Genomic DNA, 17,828 nt, shown 5'->3' with positions numbered 1-17,828 from the left:
CCGGTCCCGTTCCTGCAGAGGCCCGTGGTGCGCACGGTCTGGCCGTTCGTGGTCGGTGGCCTCGCGATCCTCGTGGGCCTCCTGCTCTCCAACGCCCTGCCCGGCTACTTCGTCTACCTCGCGATCAGCGCCGTCATCGCGGCGATCGCGATCATGGGCCTCGGCGTCGTGACCGGATCCGCCGGCATGATCGCGCTGTGCCAGCTGACCTTCGCCGCCATCGGCGCCTGGGTCGTGGCGCTCATGAACATCTGGCACGCCCCCGGCGGCTTCATCGTCTGGCTCGTGCTCGGCGCGCTCGTCGCGGGCGTGGCCGGGGTGCTCGTGGGCCTGCCCGCGCTGCGCCTGCGCGGGGTGAACCTCGCGGTCGTCACGCTCGGCTTCGCCGCCGCGGCCGACGTCACGCTCGTGCAGATCCAGTTCCCCGGATCCGCCGACGCCATCTCGGTCGACCGGCCGATGCTCTTCGCCAACGACAAGAAGTTCTTCTTCCTCTCGATCATCGTGCTGGTGGTCTGCGCCCTGATCGTGTTCTTCCTGCAGCGCAGCCGCTGGGGCGCGAGCTGGAAGGCCGTCGCCTTCTCCGAGCGCGGCACGGCCGCCGCCGGCCAGAGCGTGCAGGCGGCCAAGCTCACCGCCTTCGCCGTCTCCGCCGCGCTCGGCGGCGTGGCCGGGGGCCTCCTCGCGGGTCAGGTGCAGCTGCCGTTCGCCGCCAGCTTCACCCCGCTGCAGTCGCTCGCGCTGTACGTGCTGGCGATCATGAGCGGCGCGCACCTGATCGACATGGCGGTGTTCGGCGGGATCCTGTGGGTGCTCGTGCCCGAGCTCCTCAAGCGCTGGCACATCCCGCAGGACTGGGGCTTCGTGATCTTCGGCGTGCTGGGCGTGCAGGCGCTGACGAGCGGCACCAGTCTCGGCCAGGGCATCCGCAACCTGATCTGGAAGCGGCAGGACCGCCGGACCGCGAACGCCGAGCTCACGGCGCTGCCGGCGGACGCCGCGGACGACGCCGAGGAGATCCGCACGACCACCACCGCCACGATGGATCCGGCGCTCCTGAGCGGCGAGCCGGTGCTGACGGTCGAGCATCTGACGGTCCAGTTCGGCGCTCTGAAGGCGCTCGACGACGTGTCGTTCTCGGTGGCCGAGGCCTCGATCATGGGCCTCATCGGCCCGAACGGCGCCGGCAAGTCCACGTTCGTGGATGCCATCAGCGGCTTCCTGCCGAAGCACGGCGGGCGGGTGCTGCTCGGCGGTCGCGACCTCGCGGGCCTCTCCCCCACCCGCCGCGCCCGCCTCGGGCTGCGACGCACCTTCCAGCAGGACCGGGTGCCGCCGCTGCTCACCGTGGGCGCCTACGTGCGCTTCGTCGCCCGGCGCCGGCTCTCGGCGGCGGACATCGAGGAGACGCTCGCGTTCTTCGGCTGCCCGCCGGCGCGGTCCCGGCTCTCCAGCGTCGACGTCGGCACCCGGCGTCTGGTCGAGGTGGCCGCCGCCGTGCTGGCCGGGCCGCGGCTGCTGATCCTCGACGAGCCCGCCGCCGGGCTCTCGCACGACGAGCACCTCGCACTGGCCGCACGGCTGCGCGAGCTGCCGCAGCGGTACGGCGTGGCGCTCATCATCATCGAGCACGACCTGGATCTGGTGCGCTCCGTGTGCCCGATGCTCACGGTGCTGAACTTCGGCCGGGTGCTCGCGACGGGTCCGCAGGACGAGGTGCTCGCGAACCCCGACGTCGTCAAGGCCTACATGGGAGAGACGGAGCTGCTGTCATGAGCGAACTGGTGCTGGACGCGGTCGCCGTCAGCCGCGGCGCGGGCCCCGTCATCTCGGGCGTCTCGCTGACCGTGCGCGGCGGCGAGGTGCTCGCCCTGGTGGGCCCCAACGGCGCAGGGAAGACGAGCCTCATCGAGTCGATCTCGGGCGTCGTCGGCCACTCCGCGGGGACGCTGTCGCTCGACGGCGAGCGCATCGACCGGATGTCCCGCGTCGCGAGGGCTCGGCGAGGGATCGTGCACATCGAGCAGGGGCGGGCGGTGTTCCCGTCCCTCACGGTGCGCGAGAACCTGTCGCTGACGGCCCGCACCCCGGCGGAGCTCGAGGCGGCGCTCGCGCCGTTCCCCGAGCTGGAGAAGCGCATCGACTCCCCGACCGCCCTGCTCTCCGGCGGAGAGCAGCAGATGGTGGTGCTCGCCCGGGCGTTCGCGGCGAAGCCGAAGATCCTCCTCATCGACGAGATGTCGCTGGGGCTCGCCCCGGTCGTGTTCATGCGGCTGGTGCCGATCGTGCAGTCGATCGCCGAGTCCGGGGTGGGCGTGCTGCTCGTGGAGCAGTTCACGCAACTCGCGCTGGGCATCGCCCAGGAGGCGGTCGTCGTCGCCGGAGGCCACGTGTCGTTCCAGGGGACGGCGGAGGATCTGCAGGCGGATCCGCAGCTGCTGCACCGCGCGTACCTCGGGGGTTAGGCCCGACTGTCGCGGCCGCTGCGCCAGTGTGTCCCAGGTGGACGTTTTCCATCCTCTGAGCTGCGATTTTCCCCGGGGAATGTCGGTGCCTCCGGGTTGGATGGGGGCATGACGAACTCCATGGCGATGGCGGATCCGGGTGTCGACCCGGCCAGGCTGCTGGACGCTGTGGTGAGCGGTCTGCGGGCGACGGAGGCGTCGATCGTCCGCCTGCAGGCGGTGAAGGAGGGCTTCCTCGCCGTCGCGCACCGGATCGCCGACGATCTCGCCGGCTCCCTGGAGCACGGGCCCTCGGCGGAGCTGGCGCATCGGTCGGTGGCGGCGGAGCTCGCGGCCGTGCTGCACATGTCGGATCGGGTCGTGCAGGGGCGGATGTCGCAGGCGGCGGAGCTCGTGCACCGGTTCCCCGAGACGATGCGGGCGTTCGCGGAGGCGCGGATCGGGCTGCCGCACGTGCGGCAGATCCAGGACGCGGGGGCACGGTTGAGTGACGCCGTCCGGGCGGAGTTCGAGGCGGTCGCGGTCGCCGCGTCGGAGGGCGAGACCCCGCACCGGGCGAAGGCCGTGGTGCAGCGGGTCGCGGAACGCCTCGCACCACGGTCTCTGACCGAGCGACACCGGGTCGCGCAGGCCCAGCGTCGGGTGTGGCGGGAGGACCTCGGCGACGGGCAGAAACTGCTCGGGCTGATCCATTCCGCCGCGATCGTCGACGGGATCTACGACCGCCTCACCCAGCAGGCCCACGAGGTCACGACCGCGAACACCCGCGCCGTGCGGGGCGAGACGGCACCCGAAGCGCTCGGCGACCCGGCCGATGATCGCACGACCGACCAGCTGCGGGCGGACCTGTGCGCGGATGTGCTGCTCACCGGCACCCCGTCCGGACACGACACCACCGCGGGATTGCTGGGTGCGATCCACGCGCGTGTCGAGGTCACGGTCCCCGTGCTCACCCTGATCAACGCGACCACCGGCTCCGGTGGTCGGGAGGAGCAACCTGGCGAGCTCACCGGCGGGCCCCCGATCGACACGGACACGGCACGGATCCTCGCCGGCGACGTCACCTCCTGGGAACGGGTACTGACCCACCCCGTCACCGGCGGGGTCCTCGCGGTGGATCGGTACCGGCCCGGCGCAGATCTGCGCCGCCTGCTGCACGCCCGGGACGCCCGCTGCCGGTTCCCGACCTGCGGGCTCCCCCCGAGCGCACACGACCTCGACCACACCATCGACGCGGCACACGGCGGGCTGACCGACGCGGGCAACCTCGCCGGCCTCTGCCGACGACACCACGTCCTCAAACACCACACCTCCTGGACCGTCACACAACGCGGCGCCGGGATCCTCGAATGGACCAGCCCCACCGGGCGCACCTACATCGACACCCCGCCCGCACCCGTCACCTTCACCACCACAGACCCCTACCCGCCACCGGACGCCGCCCCGTTCTGAACCGAAGCCGGAAGAGCGCGGACGCTCTTCCTCCGCGCCGGTCCCGGCGGTACGATGCGCTCGGGGACCGCTTTCGCGCGCCCTGATCGCCACAGCGCCGTGCTGGGCCGGCGTGGGGAATGACGTGTCCCCGGACTGGGGATCATCATGTTCGAGAACCTCATGGCCACGGCCGTGCTTCCGGCGGCGGACCTCGACCGCGCGAAGGCCTGGTGGCACGACGTGCTGGGCCGGGACCCGATCCACGAGGACGCCGCGTCCGGCAACGTGTTCTACGACGTCGGCGGCGTCGTCGTGCTCGTGTACCTGACCGGCTTCGCGGGCACCGCGCAGAACACCGCCTTCAATCTGGTCACCGACGACCTCGACCGCGACGCGACCGCCCTGCGCACGCACGGGGTCGTGTTCCACGAGTACGACTTCCCGGGGCTGAAGACCGTCGACGGGATCGCGCAGCTCGGAGACACCCGCGGCGCGTGGTTCAGCGACAGCGAGGGCAACATCATCGCGCTCAGCGAACCGTCGCCCGAGATGATCGCGATGACGAAGAGGACACGCGACGAGGTCGGCTGAGGCGCCCCGCACCGTCCCGCGGTCCGCGCGGGCGTACGATGCGCGCATGACGTTGGAACGCTGGCGGCGGATCACCGAGTGGCCGCTCATCGTCGCGTCCCTCCTGTTCCTCGTCACCTACTCGATCCAGGTGATCGTGGATCCGAAGGGCGACGTCGGCGCGCTCCTGGAGGACCTGCTCTGGGTGTCGTGGGGAACCTTCCTGATCGACTACATCGTGAGCCTGGCGCTCGCGCCGCGCCGGTGGCACTGGTTCCTGACGCACCTGTTCAACCTGGCGACGGTCGTGCTGCCCATGCTCCGCCCGCTGCGGGTGCTGCGCGTGGTCACCCTCCTCACCGTGCTCCAGCGCACCGCGGGACGGGCGGTCCGCGGCCAGATCGTGATCTACGTGACCAGCGCCACGCTGCTGCTCGTCTACGTCGCCTCGCTCGCCGTGCTCGACGCCGAGCGAGCCGGCGGCGGCAGCATCTCGACGTTCGGCGACGCGATCTGGTGGGCGTTCGCGACCATCACCACGGTGGGCTACGGCGATCTGGCGCCGATCACCCTCCAGGGACGGATCATCGCCGTCGGCCTCATGCTCAGCGGCATCGCCCTGCTCGGTGTCGTCACCGCGACCTTCGCCTCCTGGATCGTCGAGCAGCTCTCCGAGGAGAACACCAGCCGGCAGGCGGCCACTGTCGCGCACGTCGACGCGCTGCGCACGGAGATCGCCGAGCTCCGGGCGACGCTCGCGGCGATGGCGCCGGCCGCCGTCGCGCCGACCACCGCGCGCGGCGAAGCGTCTACCGGCCCGACACGCTCGCCCGCGGAGCCGGGACCGCCGCCCGAGGCCTGATCGGCCGGGGCCGCCGACGTCAGGAGAAGGTGCGCCCGTTCCAGCGGAGCCAGCCCGCCTGATGCCGACCGGACGGGTCGTGGTGCGTCCAGTGCACCGTGCCGCCCTTGTCGCTCCACTCGTAGTCGCCGAGGAAGTCGACCCGATCGCCCTTCGACAGCCCGTCCAGGCGCGGGGCGATGTCGATGTTGTGGGCGATGAGGATCGAGACTCCGGACGGAGTGGTGAGGAGGAACTTCTGATGCCGGGACCCGTCGTCGTCATCCGGCAGGATGCGCGAGACCACGCCCGTCCCCTGCACCTCCACGCCGCTGCGCTGCTGCTCGAACAGGACGCGGACCGGATCCTGCGCGGAGCCTCCCGGCGATCGGGTCGCGCCGGCTCCGGCCACCGCCGGCGACGAGGTGGCGACCGCTGCGGGAGGACCGGCGGCGAACCGCCCCGACCCGACGGCGAGGAGCGCGAGCACCGCGACCACCACCACGACGGCGATCGTCGTCCCTCTCACCCTCCGCGCCACGGCGCCCAGCCTAGACCGCGGCGCGGTCCGTCACATCCCGGCGTGCTCGAACGCGGTCGTGGGGAGGTCGACGATGTGCGCGCCGCCATCGACGACCAGCACGGATCCGGTCATGTACGACGACTCGCTCGAGCCGAGGAACCGCACCACGGCCGCGATCTCGGCGGGCTGCGCCGGCCGGTGCAGCGGCACGTCCGCGGTCACCGTGGCATACGCCTCCTCCCGCGAGGTCAAGCCCGCGTGCGCGGCGAACTCGTCCATCTCCTCATCCGCCATCGGGGTCTGCACCCAGCCGGGGCACACCGCGTTCACGCGCACGCCGTGCTTGCCGTAGTCGCGGGCGAGCGTGCGGGTGAGCCCGATCAGCGCGTGCTTGCCCACCGTGTAGCCCGCGACCGAGGGACCGGCGAACAGGCCCGCGAGCGAAGAGATCACCACGATCTGCCCCTTCGCCTCGATGAGCGCGGGGAGCGCCTCGCGCGCCATGACGAACGCCGTGGTGAGGTTGGCGCGGATCGCCGCCTCCCATCCGGCGTCATCCGTCTCCCCCACCGGGGCGAAGCCGTGGCCGCCCGCATTGGCGACGAGCACATCGATGCGCCCGAACGTCGCCAGCACCTCGGCCACGGCGCGCCTCGCATCCTCGGTCGAGGCGGCGTCGGCGATCACGGGGTGGGCCCCGACCGCGCGCTCGACCTCGCGCAGGGGCTCCTCGCGCCGGCCGACGACCACGACGTGCGCCCCTTCGCTCGCGTAGCGGGCCGCGATCGCGGCGCCGATGCCGGTGCCGCCGCCGGTGATGACGACGACGCGTCCGGTGGATCCGTTGATGGTCATGAGGTCTCCTGTCGGGGAAATGCGGGATGCAGGGAGGAAGCAGGGGGATGCGGCATGGTCAGGCCGGGAACCCGGACCGCGCGGAGTAGCCGAAGTCGCTGAGGATCCCGGATCCGTTCACCGCGCGGGCCCGAGGGGAGGCGAGGTAGACGACATGAGCGGCGACCTCCTCCGCGCTCTGCACGGGGAAATCCGGCGCGGAGAACGCGTCGTCTCCGAGATCGCCGCGGCTCATCGGGGTGTCCACGACCGACGGCGACACGCTCGTGACGCGCACGTCGTCGCCCGCGAGATCGACGCTGAGGGCGCGGCCGAACTGCACGAGCGCCGCCTTCGACGCGCAGTACGCGGCCATGCCCGGTGACGCGACGAAGGCGGAATCGCTCGCCACCAGCACGACGGCTGCGTCGGGCGCCGCGCGCAGCGCCGGGAGCGCCGCCCGCACGACGAGGAACGCCCCGGTCACGTTCACGGCGAAGACCCGCTGCCAGTCGGCGAGCGACGTCTGCTCGACCCCGGTTCCGACCGGACCGGAGATCCCCGCACAGCACACGACGATGTGCAGTGCGCCCAGCGTCCCCACCGCGGCGGCGACCGCCTCGGCGACCTCCTGCTCGTCCGTCACGTCGGCGACGAGAGGGACGGATCCGGCGCACAGCGCGGCGGTGTCTTCCAGGCCCGCGGCCGAGCGGTCCAGCAGCGCGACCCGCACGCCCTCGGCGGCGAGCGCCTGCGCGACCGCACGGCCGATCCCGCCGGCGGCACCGGTGACCAGGGCGGTCCTGCCCTGCAGCTGCAGCTCCATCGACGCTCCCTTCCGTGCGGGAGACGGTGAGGGGATCGCCTCCGCTCCGCCATCCTGCTCCGCCGCGGCGGCCGGTGACGAGGTGGACGGACGCGGGTGTGCGCGCTGGCACCATCGTCCTTCGCTCCCGGGCAAGCCGCGCAGGACCCCGAGCGGGCAGACTCGCAGAGTCCGCACATCGCATGCGTCCGTCTGCCGGAGCCACCCCGCTCCGACACCGTCCCCCGGGCGCGCACGCATGCCTCGTCACCCGAGCGAAGGAGCCGACGTGACCGCAACATCCGAGCACTCCCACACCACCCTGCGCCCCGGTGCGCTGGGCGTCGCGGGGATCGTCTTCCTCGTCCTCGCCGCCGTCGCACCCCTCACCGGGATCGTCGTCGTCGCCTCCCTCGCGATCGCACTCGGCAACGGCGGCGGCGCGCCGATGTCGTTCTTCCTCGTCGCCGCGATCCTGCTGCTGTTCGCCGTCGGCTACGCGCAGATGTCGAAGCAGCTCGTGAACGCGGGCGGCTTCTACGCCTTCGTCGTCAAGGGTCTCGGCCGCACCGGCGGACTGATCGCCGGCCTCATCGCGACCCTCGGCTACAACTTCTTCGTGGTCGGCACGATCGGCACGAGCGGCTTCTTCATGCAGTCGATCATCAAGGAGCTCACCGGCTTCGACATGAGCTGGATCCTGTGGGGCCTGCTCTCGATCGCCGTCTGCTTCGTGCTCGCCCGCATCGGCGTCGACTTCTCCTCCAAGGTGCTCGGCGTCTGCCTCGTCCTGGAGACGACGATGCTGCTCGTCTTCGACGTGTCGGTGTTCGTGCAGAAGGGCTTCTCGTTCGCCGCGTTCAGCCCGGAGTGGGTGTTCTCCGGATCCCTCCCGATCGGGATGCTGCTCGCCGCGACCGGCTTCCTGGGCTTCGAGGCGACCGCGCTGTTCAGCGAGGAGGCCAAGCAGCCGCTGCGGACCATCCCGCGCGCCACCTACACGGCGATCGTCGCGATCGGCGTCATCCTCGGCGTCACCACCTGGGCGGTCGTGAGCGCGATCGGCGTGCCGGACGCGCAGGGCGTGGCCGTCAAGCACCTGCCCACAGGAGACCTCATCTTCGTGCTCGCGCAGCAGTATCTGGGCGGCCCCCTCACGACGGTGATGATGATCCTGCTGCTGGTGAGCCTGTTCGCCGCGATGCTCGCCTTCCACAACTCCGCCAGCCGCTACCTGTACGCGCTCGGCCGCGCCCGGATCCTGCCGGGCGTGCTCGCCCGCACCCGCGCGAGCGGCTCCCCCGCCGTGGCCGGCATCGTGCAGGCCGGGTTCGCCGCGATCGTCGCGCTCATCTTCTTCCTCGCCGGCGCGGACCCGATCGTGCAGGTCGTGCCCGCCATGCTCGGCTTCGGAACGCTCAGCGTGCTGATCCTGCAGGGCCTCGCGGCGCTGTCGATCGTCGTCTACTTCCGGCGGCAGCACGACGGGCGCTGGTGGAGCACGTTCGTCGCCCCCGGCATCGGCTTCGTCGGCATCGCCGCCATCTCGATCCTCGCCATCGTCAACTTCAACATCGTGGCGGGATCCGAGGAGCTGTGGATCAACCTGCTGCCGCTGCTGCTCGTGCTCGCCCTGATCGGCGGGATCGTCTACGCGCAGTACCTCAAGCGCACGAAGCCCGCCGTCTACGACGGCCTCTCCGCCGACCTCGAGCAGTTCAGCGCGCGCTGACCCTCCCCCGCACCACTCACCAAGGAGCATCATGACCACCATGAACCCCGCCGACACCTCGACCTGGCTGCCGCTGGACGGCCTCGCCCCCGGATTCGACGCGAACAAGGCGCCGCACACCACTGCCCTGTCCGGCCGTGAGATCGACGTCACCGCACCGAACGGCACCCGCATCGCGCACCGGTTCGCCGACGACGAGGTCACCTGGACCTACACGCCCGGCGAGGGAGACCCGACGGAGGCCGCGACCGACACCGACGCATACGAGGCGGTCGAGGTCGACCAGGACCTCTTCTACGTGCAGTTCCACCACCGCTACCTGCCGAACGAGGCGGTCTCGCTCGTGATCGACCTGCGCGCAGGACGCGTGCTGTCGATCATCAGCGAGATCCTGCCGACGGCCGAGCCCGGGCGCACGCGGGTCGTGCACCACTTCGGCACCGCGACGATCGACGGCGCCGAGGTCACGGGCGACGAGCCGCACCCCACGACCGCCCTGATCGGCCGTCGCGTCGAGTGGGTGTACAGCACCGAGCACGCCTACGAGCACGTGTACCTGTCCGAGCGCTGGTACAGCTGGCAGTGCCTGGCCGGCCCCGAGCGCGGCCTCGCCGACACCGACGAGAACAGCGTGTGGGAGATCCGCCCCGGCATCTACCTGTTCGCCTGGCGCGAGAAGGTCATCCCGTGCGCCTCGGTCACGATCGCCGACCACCGCGACGTCACGAGGATCCGCTCGCACGGCGTACTGTTCGGCCTCGACGAGACCGGCGAGGTGCCCACGCACTTCACGTTCGGCGCCTGGGGCCGGCTCATCTCGGTGACGCACCACACCCCCGAGCTGGAGCCCGCGAACTTCGGCGCGCAGGACGCCGCCGGAACCGGAGCCTGACATGACCGCCCCCGCCGAGCTCATCGTCGTCGCAGGGACGATCCGCACCCTGGACGCCGCCCGGCCGACCGCCGAGGCGTTCGCCGTGCGCGACGGACGGATCGCCGCGATCGGCACCCGCGCCGAGGTCGAGGCCCTGCGCGGCGACGGCACCCGGGTGCTGGAGCTCGGCGGGGCCGCGGTCTACCCCGGCTTCGTCGACGTGCACAACCACCACGCCCTCGCCGGACGCACGGAGCTGTTCGAGCTGTCCCTGCCGCCGTCGCTCACGCTCGACGAGATCCTCGACCGGGTGCGGGAGAAGGCGGCCACCCTTCCCCAGGACGCCTGGATCATCGGCGGCGTCGTCGCCAGCACGATGCTCCCGTCGCTGCAGAGCACGGCCGTGCGCCTCCGGCTGGACGAGGCCGCCGGCGGACGCCCGGTCGTGATCGCGGAGGACTCGCGGCACAACCGCTGGGCGAGCACGCGCGCGCTCGAGCTGGCCGGGATCACCGCAGAGGCGATCCCGGAGGGCGGGGTCACGATCCTCGACGCCGAGGACGGCACTCCCACGGGCGTCCTCCTCGAAGCCGCGGGGATCCCCGTGCAGGAGGCCTACGACCGCTCGGGCGGCCTGACCGCCGCGCAGCACCGGGCCGCTTCGGCGCACGGCGTGCACCTCGCGAACAGCTACGGCATCACCGCGTTCCAGGACGCGGGCGTCTCCACCGACATCCTCGATGCCCTCCGCGGCCTCGACACGACCGGCGAGCTCAACGCCTGGGTGGTCTCGTCGCTGCTCGTCAACGATGAGATCTTCGGATTCGATCCGATCGGATCCGCCCTCATCGCCCGCGGTGAGGAGTTCCGCACCGCGCACCACCGGCCCGACTTCGTGAAGATCTTCCTCGACGGGGTGCCGCCCGCCCGCACCGCGTCGTTCCTGGAGCCGTACGTCCCCGATGCGGCCCACGGGGCGCACTTCCACGGCGAGACCACGATGACCGCCGACGAGCTGCACGGGTGGCTGCGACAGGTGGCCGAGCGCGGCCTGGGCGCCAAGGTGCACTGCACCGGCGACGGATCCGCCCGGCTCGTGCTGGACGTCGCCGAGCGGCTGCGCGCCGAGGGCTTCACCACCCCGATCCAGATCGCGCACGGGCAGTTCCTCGCCGAGGAGGACATCCCCCGCCTCGCCGCGCTCGACGTGGTCGCGGACATCTCGCCGTTCATCTGGTTCCCCGGCGTCATCCCCCAGATGCTCACCGAGGTGCTCGGCGAGCGGGCGGAGCACTCGCAGCCGAACCGCGCCCTCATCGACGCCGGCGCTCTCGTCGCCGGCGGATCGGACTGGCCGGTGAGCGAATCGCCGAACCCGCTCGAGGGCATCCAGGGGCTCGTGACCCGCGCCGACCCGCTGCGGCGCGCGCCCGGCACGCTGTGGCCCGAGCAGGCGATCACCGCCGAGGAGGCGCTGCAGGTGTTCACCCGCAACGCCGCCGTCGCGATGGGCCTCGGTGCCGAGACCGGATCCCTGGAGCCCGGCAAATCGGCCGACTTCGTGGTGCTCGATCGCGACGCGATCTCGGGCCCCTCCGACGCCATCATCGACGCCCGCGTGCTCTCGACCTGGTTCGCCGGCCGCGAGGTCTACGCCGCACGCTGACCGGGGGCGCGCACCGCCGCACAGTCTGCACGGAGTCCGTTCTCAGGCCGTCGCGAGGGCCGCGTCGGAGCCGGCGACCGGCAGCGGCAGCGCGTCGGTCGCGTTCTCGGCGAAGGCGCGCTGCATCAGCGGCCGCAGCGGCCGGGAGAGCATGATGCGCGTCGTGAGGCGGCCCAGCGCCGCGCCCGTGCTCGTGCGGGGGACCGCGCGCTCGAGGCTGCCGAACGGGATCTTCTTGCCGTCGGCGATGAACGGCTCGATCCGCCGCGCATAGCGTGCGAGCGCCGCGGGCACGTCCTCCGCGTGCGCGTCCACGAGCTCGCCGGCGAGCACGTACGCCCCCACGAGCGCCATGGCCGTGCCCATGCCGCTGAGCGGGGTTCCGCAGTACCCGGCGTCGCCCACGAGCGCGACGCGGCCGTTCGCGACGTCCGGCACATCGACCCTCGCGAGCTCGTCGAAGTAGAAGTCCGCGGCGTCGCCCATCGCCGCGAGCACGGCGGGCGCCTGCCAGCCGGCATCCGCCAGGAGCCGGCGGATCAGCGCCTCCTGTGCAGCGCGGTCCCCGCGCAGCGCCGCGTCGTGGCCGACGCGCAGCGTGAGCATCGCCTTCGCCGTGGCCGGATCCCGGTCGGGACGGATCCCGAGCATCGCACGCGGCACGATCCGCATCGAGAACCAGCCGTCCTCGATGCCGGCCGGGGTCGGCATCGTGAAGAACGCCGCATAGCCGCCGAGCCGCGTGGCGAACCGCTCCTCCGGCCCGAAGGCCAGCCGCCGGGTGGCGGAGTGCACCCCGTCGGCGCCGAGCACGGCATCGAAGCGCTCCGCGCCGCCCGACCCGAAGCGCACCTCGAGACCGGCGTCGTCCTGCGCGAGCGCCTCGATCCGGTCGCCGTAGCGCAGCGAGAGGAGTCCCGGAGCCTCGGCGGCGGCCGCCGCGAGCGCGTCCAGGAGCACCCGGTTCAGATCGCCGCGGGCGATCTCCACATCCGCGACCGCGCCGCGCCCGTCGAAGAGCGCGACCGGCATGCGCCCGTAGGGGCGCCCGTGACCGTCGACGTAGACCATCCCCTTCTCGTGCAGCCGGTGGGCATCGATGCCGGGCATCAGCCCCATGCGCTCCGCCGCCTCGCGGCTCGCGCCGCGCAGGTCGACGGCCTGGCCTCCCGGGCGGGGCTCGGGCGCGCGCTCGACGACCGTGGTGCGGATCCCGCCGCGGACGAGCTGCAGGGCCGTGGCGATCCCGGCGATGCCGCCGCCGGAGATGAGGACGTGGGGTGCGGACATGGCTTTCTCCTCGGTGCAGGTGATTTAGACGTTTGTCTAAGACGTATGTATACACGCCTTTGGGACGACTGTCTAGTACAAGCGTCTAAGACGCGCCTAGGATGGCGGTATGGGAAATCGTGAGGATCTGCTCGCCGGGGCCCGCCGCGTCATCGTCGAGCGGGGCGTCGCGAACGCCACGGCCCGCGACATCGCCCAGGCGGCCGGCGTCAGCCTCGCGGCGATCGGCTACCACTTCGGCTCGAAGGATCAGCTCGTCACCGAAGCGCTCCTCGACACGCTCGGCACCGGGATCGGCGACGGCATGGAGGCCGCCATCCTCGAGGCGAAGGACCTCCCTCGCCTCGAGGCCTTCGCCGCCCTGTGGAACCGCATGCCCGACGTGTTCGCGGCGAACCGCGAGACGCTGCTGGCCAGCATGGAGAACGCGGTGCGCATGATGCGGGATCCGGCCGCCCTGACCCGCATGCAGGCGGCTGTCGAAGAGGGGTACCGGGGCGTCGCCGAGGGCCTCGTCGCGGCCTATCCCGACCTCTCCCCCGAGCAGGCGCTCGCACTGGCCCAGCTGGAGTTCGTGCTCTCCCAGGGTCTCGGGATCCTCTGGCTGCTGAGTCCCGAGGGGCGGATCCCCGACGGTGACACCCTCGCGTCGGCGGTCGCGCTGCTGCAGGACGAGGCGCACTCGGGCTGACCCGGCCCGAGCTCCGTAGGCTCGGCCCCGAGGCCGGGGTCCGGCGGCCGGTCATACACTGGACCGGGAAGCCGGATCCGGTCCGGCCGTGCCCGCGTCACGGAAGGGTGGGGCATGCCGATCACCAGGACCGTGCTCTCCACCGCCGCACAGCGCCCCGCGCAGCCCGCCATCGTGGGCGCCGACGGTGCTCTCGACTACGCCGGCCTCGTCGAGGACTCGCGCCGCGTGTTCGCCGTCGTCGACGCCGCGCACCGCGCGCAGGACGCTCCTCCGCAGCCCGCGCCGGAGACCGACGGCATCCCGGTCACGGCGGTCAGCGTCGGCAGCGCCTTCCACGCCGCGCGGATCGTCGCGGGGCTCGCCGGCTACCGCGCCGTCTCGGCCGTGATCGATCCGCAGTGGCCGCTCGCGCACCGGGTGCACGTCGTGACCGCCGCGGGGATCGGGCTCGTGATCGGCGACGACCCCGCCCTCGCGCCGGCGCTGCGGGACGCGGGGTGGACGGGCACCGTCCTCGCACTCGACGAGTTCCGTGACCGCGAGGCCGCAGCGACCCCCGCCGAGCCGCCGACCGTGCGCGACGCCGATGAGGCCTTCCTGCTGCTGTTCTCCTCGGGCACCACGAGCGATCCCAAGGCCTTCCTCAAGACCCGCCGGCAGTACCGTGCGAACGTCGCCGTCTCCAGTGCACACCTCGAGCCCCTCCCGGGCGTGCGCACCCTCGCGCCGGGCCCGCTGTCGTACAGCCTCACGCTCTACGCCCTCATCGAATGCCTCGCGACCGGGGGCGGCGCCCACCTCGCCGACGCGTTCGACCCGGCCCGGCTGGCGTCGCGCGTCGCCGCCGAGGGCATCACCCGGATCGTCGCGGTGCCCGCCGTGGTGCAGGTGCTCATCGACGCGGCGCGGCGGGATCCGGGCGCGTTCTCGGCCCTCGAGCTGGTCGTGACCGGCGGCGCGAACCTTCCGACAGCGTTGCGCGACGGACTCGCCGCCGTGCTCCCGCACGTGCGGCTGATCAGCTACTACGGCGCGGCCGAGATCGGCTTCATCGGCGACAGCCGCGGCGGCGACGGCACTCTCCTCGACGTCTACGACGGGATCCTGGCCGAGATCCGCGACGACACGGGCGCGCGCGTGCCCGACGGCGAGCTCGGCACGCTGTGGATCCGCGCCGCCGCGTGCTCGGACGGCTACCTCGCCGCGACGACCGACGCCGCGCTGCGGGGCCCCGACGGCTGGGCCACCGTGCACGATCTGGCGCGGATCGTCGACGGCCGGCTGCAGCTGGCCGGACGCGCGGGCGACGTCGTCGCGACCGGCGGCCACAAGGTCTCACTGCCCGAGGTGGAGCGCGCCTTCGACACGATGCCGGGGCTGGGCACGGCGTGCGCGGTGGCGCTGCCCGATCCGCGGCTCGGAAACGTCGTCGCGCTGGTGATCGAGGGCGGGTCCGCCCCGTCGAAGGCCGAGCTGCAGGCCTGGGCCCGCGCGCGTCTCGCCCCGCAGTTCGTGCCGCGGCGATGGTATCTGCTCGACCGGCTGCCGCGCACGGCCGGCGGCAAGATCCGGCGGCCGGCGACGGCCGCCCTCCTCGCCGACGGCGAAGGGATCCGGCTGTGACGACCGGGCGGCGCGTCGTCGTCACCGGGCTCGGCGCGGTCACGCCGAGCGGCCTCGACGTCGCCGCACTCTGGGAGGCCGCGTCGACCGGGCGCAGCGCCGTCGTCGCCCTCGACGCGCCGGAGTTCGCCGGCCTCGCGGTGCGGATCGGCGGGCGCATCGTCGGCTTCGACGGCACCGGCATCGTCGACCCCCCGCTCGCACGACGCCTCAGCCCGTCCCAGCTCTGGGCCGTCGGCGCCGCCGACCAGGCGCTCGCGCATGCCGGAGTCGACGCCGTGCGCCTCCGCGACGGCGCCGCGCTGCCGTGGGATCCCGCCCGCACCGCGATCCTGGTCGGGACCGGATCCGGCCCGATCGACCAGATGCAGGCGGCGACCCGCGCGCTGGACGCCCGCGGCCCGCGCGGTGTCCCCGTGAGCCTCGTCGTGCACGGCGCGCCCGACGCGGCGGCCGCGCTGCTGAGCGAGCGCTACGGCGCACGCGGCACCGCGCACGGCGTGACCGCGACCTGCGCCTCGAGCGCGATCGCGATCGGCGAGGCGCTGCGCCGCATCCGGCACGGCTATGCGGACGCCGTGCTCGTGGTCGGCGTGGAGGACTGCCTGAATCCGGTGAACCTCGCCTCCAACGCGAACCTGCGCGCGCTCGCGAGCGGGTACGAGGAGGATCCGACCGCCGCGAGCCGACCGTTCGACCGGGGACGGCGCGGCTTCGTCATGGCGCAGGGCGCCGCCGCGCTCCTGCTCGAGGCGGAGGATGTCGCCCGGGAGCGCGGAGCCGCACCGCTCGCGACGGTGGCCGGGTTCGGCGAGGCCAGTGACGCCCACCACCCCACGGCGCCGCATCCGGCGGGCCGCGGCGCGGCCCAGGCCGTCGCCGCCGCGCTCGCGGACGCCGGACAGGATCCGGACGACCCCGCGTCCGTCGACCACATCAACGCGCACGGCACGGGCACCCCGGCGGGTGACGCGGCCGAGCTCGCCGCCTACGCCGCCGTGTTCGGCGAGCGCGCCCGGCGCATCCCGATCACGGCGACGAAGTCGAGCACCGGGCACCTGCTGGGCGCCTCGGGGGCCGTCGAGGCGGTCCTCGCGATCCGCACCCTGCAGACCGGCCTGATCCCGCCCACCATCAACCTGGACGATCCGGAGTTCGACGACTGGGACGTCGTGCGCGAGGCCCGTCCCGCGGTACTGCGCCGGGTGCTGTCGCCGTCGTTCGGCTTCGGCGGCCACAACGGCGCCCTCATCTTCGAACACCCCCTGGAGGCACGATGACCGACCGTCTCACCCGCCGCGCCGAGCTTGCCGACCGGTATCTCCCCGACGACCTCCTGGACCGGTTCCGCGAGCGCGCCGCGGTGTACGACCGCGAGAACCGGTTCTTCGACGAGGACTTCGCCGAGCTGGCCGAGCGCGGCTACCTGCTTCTGTTCGTGCCCGAGGAGCACGGCGGCCCCGGGCTGAGCCTCGACGAGGTCTCCCACCTGCAGCAGCGCCTCGCGACCGCCGCCCCCGCGACCGCGCTCGCGGTGAACATGCACCTCATGTGCACCGGGGTCGCGAAGGCGCTTGCCGACCGCGGCGACCACTCCCTCGACGTCGTGTTCGCCGAGGCGATGGCGGGCGAGGTCTTCGCCTTCGGGATCAGCGAGCCGTCGAACGACTGGGTCATGCAGGACTCCCGGACGACCGCCGCCCCGCAGCCCGACGGCGGCTACCTGCTCACCGGCGTCAAGATCTTCACCTCCCTCTCGCCCGTCTGGACGCGCCTGATCACGCACGGCAGGGACGACACGGATCCGGAGAACCCGATGCTCGTCTACGGGTTCGTGGAGCGCGACGCCGATGGGATCGCCGTGTCCGACCAGTGGGACGTGCTCGGGATGCGGGCGTCGCAGAGCCGGGCGACCATCCTCACCGACGTGCGCATGGAGCCCGCGCGCGTGAACCGCCGCATCGCCGTGGGGCGGGTTCCGGATCTGCTCACGTTCGCGATCACCAGCAACTTCCAGCTGCTCATCGGATCCGTCTACGCCGGGGTCGCCGCTCGCGCGCTCGAACTCGGCGCGGCCGGCCTCAAGAAGCGGCGCTCCGCGAAGTCCGGCACGACCTATGCCGAGGTGCCCGAGTCGCGCACCCGCCTCGCCGACGCGCACCTCGAGTACCTGGCGGTGCCCGCGCAGCTGGAGGCGTACTGCCGCGACTTCGACGAGCTCGTCGATCACGGCGCGCGCTGGCCGCTGCTGCTGGTGAGCGCACGGCTCAACGCCTCGACCGCCGCACGCCGTGCCGCCGAAGCCGCCCTCCTGTGCACCGGCGGTGCCGGCTTCGACAACGGCCATGAGCTGAGCCGGCTGTACCGCGACGCGACGGCGGGCCTGTTCCATCCGCCGAGCGCCGACGCCGCCCGCCCGATGTTCGCCGCCGCGCTGCTGGACGACTGAGGACGGCTGCCGAGCCCCGATCCGGTGC

The 17,828-nt window shown here is 72.7% G+C and carries 16 protein-coding genes; 12 read left to right on the top strand and 4 right to left on the bottom strand.

All coding sequences use genetic code 11. The annotated features are described in order from the left end of the window. Positions 1–24: 24 nt before the first annotated feature. The 5 genes from RL72_RS01985 (at position 25) to RL72_RS01965 (ending at position 5,331) form a co-directional block, all read left to right on the top strand. Positions 25–1,776 carry a branched-chain amino acid ABC transporter ATP-binding protein/permease gene (locus RL72_RS01985; RefSeq protein WP_248700343.1) on the top strand — a complete coding sequence of 584 codons (1,752 nt, stop codon included), beginning with the start codon at positions 25–27 and terminating at the stop codon, positions 1,774–1,776. Beyond that, entirely contained in the window at positions 1,773–2,465 is a 693-nt protein-coding gene (locus RL72_RS01980; RefSeq protein WP_045249124.1) for an ABC transporter ATP-binding protein, read from the top strand. Before RL72_RS01985 ends, RL72_RS01980 begins: the two co-directional genes overlap by 4 nt. 108 nt (positions 2,466–2,573) lie before the next feature. Continuing rightward, on the top strand, positions 2,574–3,917 hold the full coding sequence (locus RL72_RS01975; RefSeq protein WP_052674123.1) for an HNH endonuclease signature motif containing protein: 1,344 nt from the start codon (positions 2,574–2,576) through the stop codon (positions 3,915–3,917). Between the two features lie 147 nt (positions 3,918–4,064). Next, positions 4,065–4,490, top strand: coding sequence for a VOC family protein (locus tag RL72_RS01970; RefSeq protein WP_045249123.1), 426 nt, complete (start codon positions 4,065–4,067; stop codon positions 4,488–4,490). Positions 4,491–4,536: 46 nt separating this feature from the next. After that, positions 4,537–5,331, top strand: coding sequence for a potassium channel family protein (locus RL72_RS01965; RefSeq protein ID WP_045249122.1), 795 nt, complete (start codon positions 4,537–4,539; stop codon positions 5,329–5,331). 19 nt (positions 5,332–5,350) lie between these two features. Here the strand turns inward: RL72_RS01965 and RL72_RS01960 are convergent, their stop codons facing one another. Genes RL72_RS01960 through RL72_RS01950 form a run of 3 tightly spaced genes read right to left on the bottom strand, consistent with a single transcriptional unit; the run spans position 5,351 to position 7,493 of the window. Then, complete coding sequence (locus tag RL72_RS01960) at positions 5,351–5,851, bottom strand: DUF3465 domain-containing protein (RefSeq protein WP_211256008.1); 501 nt, start codon at positions 5,849–5,851, stop codon at positions 5,351–5,353. A gap of 30 nt (positions 5,852–5,881) precedes the next feature. Then, complete coding sequence (locus RL72_RS01955; protein ID WP_045249121.1) at positions 5,882–6,688, bottom strand: SDR family NAD(P)-dependent oxidoreductase; 807 nt, start codon at positions 6,686–6,688, stop codon at positions 5,882–5,884. A 58-nt stretch (positions 6,689–6,746) separates the two neighbouring features. Then, a complete protein-coding gene (locus RL72_RS01950; RefSeq protein ID WP_045249120.1) occupies positions 6,747–7,493 on the bottom strand; it encodes an SDR family NAD(P)-dependent oxidoreductase in 747 nt (248 codons plus the stop codon). 268 nt (positions 7,494–7,761) lie between these two features. Between RL72_RS01950 and RL72_RS01945 the strand changes: the two genes are divergently transcribed. The 3 genes from RL72_RS01945 to RL72_RS01935 are packed head-to-tail and all read left to right on the top strand — an operon-like array spanning position 7,762 to position 11,744. Further along, complete coding sequence (locus tag RL72_RS01945; protein WP_248700342.1) at positions 7,762–9,204, top strand: APC family permease; 1,443 nt, start codon at positions 7,762–7,764, stop codon at positions 9,202–9,204. Positions 9,205–9,235: 31 nt separating this feature from the next. After that, positions 9,236–10,096 (top strand): MoaF C-terminal domain-containing protein, encoded by an 861-nt coding sequence (locus tag RL72_RS01940; protein WP_045249118.1) that lies wholly within the window; start codon positions 9,236–9,238, stop codon positions 10,094–10,096. Position 10,097: 1 nt separating this feature from the next. Continuing rightward, positions 10,098–11,744, top strand: coding sequence for an amidohydrolase (locus tag RL72_RS01935; RefSeq protein ID WP_045249117.1), 1,647 nt, complete (start codon positions 10,098–10,100; stop codon positions 11,742–11,744). 42 nt (positions 11,745–11,786) lie between these two features. Here the strand turns inward: RL72_RS01935 and RL72_RS01930 are convergent, their stop codons facing one another. Then, a complete protein-coding gene (locus tag RL72_RS01930; protein ID WP_045249116.1) occupies positions 11,787–13,034 on the bottom strand; it encodes an FAD-dependent monooxygenase in 1,248 nt (415 codons plus the stop codon). A 109-nt stretch (positions 13,035–13,143) separates the two neighbouring features. Between RL72_RS01930 and RL72_RS01925 the strand changes: the two genes are divergently transcribed. The 4 genes from RL72_RS01925 to RL72_RS01910 all read left to right on the top strand — a co-directional run bounded on the left by RL72_RS01925 (position 13,144) and on the right by RL72_RS01910 (position 17,800). Beyond that, the gene (locus RL72_RS01925; protein WP_045249115.1) at positions 13,144–13,725 is read left to right on the top strand and encodes a TetR/AcrR family transcriptional regulator; all 582 of its coding nucleotides are present in this window, start codon (positions 13,144–13,146) and stop codon (positions 13,723–13,725) included. 114 nt (positions 13,726–13,839) lie between these two features. Then, positions 13,840–15,351, top strand: coding sequence for a class I adenylate-forming enzyme family protein (locus RL72_RS01920; protein ID WP_045249114.1), 1,512 nt, complete (start codon positions 13,840–13,842; stop codon positions 15,349–15,351). Continuing rightward, on the top strand, positions 15,348–16,631 hold the full coding sequence (locus RL72_RS01915) for a beta-ketoacyl-[acyl-carrier-protein] synthase family protein (protein ID WP_045249113.1): 1,284 nt from the start codon (positions 15,348–15,350) through the stop codon (positions 16,629–16,631). The genes RL72_RS01920 and RL72_RS01915 overlap by 4 nt, the downstream gene beginning before the upstream one ends. Next, complete coding sequence (locus RL72_RS01910) at positions 16,628–17,800, top strand: acyl-CoA dehydrogenase family protein (protein ID WP_045249112.1); 1,173 nt, start codon at positions 16,628–16,630, stop codon at positions 17,798–17,800. Before RL72_RS01915 ends, RL72_RS01910 begins: the two co-directional genes overlap by 4 nt. Positions 17,801–17,828 lie beyond the last annotated feature (28 nt).

The sequence above is a fragment of the Microbacterium azadirachtae genome (assembly GCF_000956545.1).
Taxonomy (GTDB): domain Bacteria; phylum Actinomycetota; class Actinomycetes; order Actinomycetales; family Microbacteriaceae; genus Microbacterium; species Microbacterium azadirachtae.
Note: the sequence above shows the minus strand (reverse complement) of the source record. Positions and strands in the feature narration are given on the sequence as shown.

Coding starts and splice junctions, on each gene's coding strand:
- RL72_RS01925 (WP_045249115.1), top strand. CDS start 13,144: ATGGGAAATCGTGAGGATCTGCTCGCCGGGGCCCGCCGCGTCATCGTC.
- RL72_RS01910 (WP_045249112.1), top strand. CDS start 16,628: ATGACCGACCGTCTCACCCGCCGCGCCGAGCTTGCCGACCGGTATCTC.
- RL72_RS01955 (WP_045249121.1), bottom strand. CDS start 6,688: ATGACCATCAACGGATCCACCGGACGCGTCGTCGTCATCACCGGCGGC.
- RL72_RS01950 (WP_045249120.1), bottom strand. CDS start 7,493: ATGGAGCTGCAGCTGCAGGGCAGGACCGCCCTGGTCACCGGTGCCGCC.
- RL72_RS01975 (WP_052674123.1), top strand. CDS start 2,574: ATGACGAACTCCATGGCGATGGCGGATCCGGGTGTCGACCCGGCCAGG.
- RL72_RS01970 (WP_045249123.1), top strand. CDS start 4,065: ATGTTCGAGAACCTCATGGCCACGGCCGTGCTTCCGGCGGCGGACCTC.
- RL72_RS01940 (WP_045249118.1), top strand. CDS start 9,236: ATGACCACCATGAACCCCGCCGACACCTCGACCTGGCTGCCGCTGGAC.
- RL72_RS01920 (WP_045249114.1), top strand. CDS start 13,840: ATGCCGATCACCAGGACCGTGCTCTCCACCGCCGCACAGCGCCCCGCG.
- RL72_RS01930 (WP_045249116.1), bottom strand. CDS start 13,034: ATGTCCGCACCCCACGTCCTCATCTCCGGCGGCGGCATCGCCGGGATC.
- RL72_RS01980 (WP_045249124.1), top strand. CDS start 1,773: ATGAGCGAACTGGTGCTGGACGCGGTCGCCGTCAGCCGCGGCGCGGGC.
- RL72_RS01935 (WP_045249117.1), top strand. CDS start 10,098: ATGACCGCCCCCGCCGAGCTCATCGTCGTCGCAGGGACGATCCGCACC.
- RL72_RS01965 (WP_045249122.1), top strand. CDS start 4,537: ATGACGTTGGAACGCTGGCGGCGGATCACCGAGTGGCCGCTCATCGTC.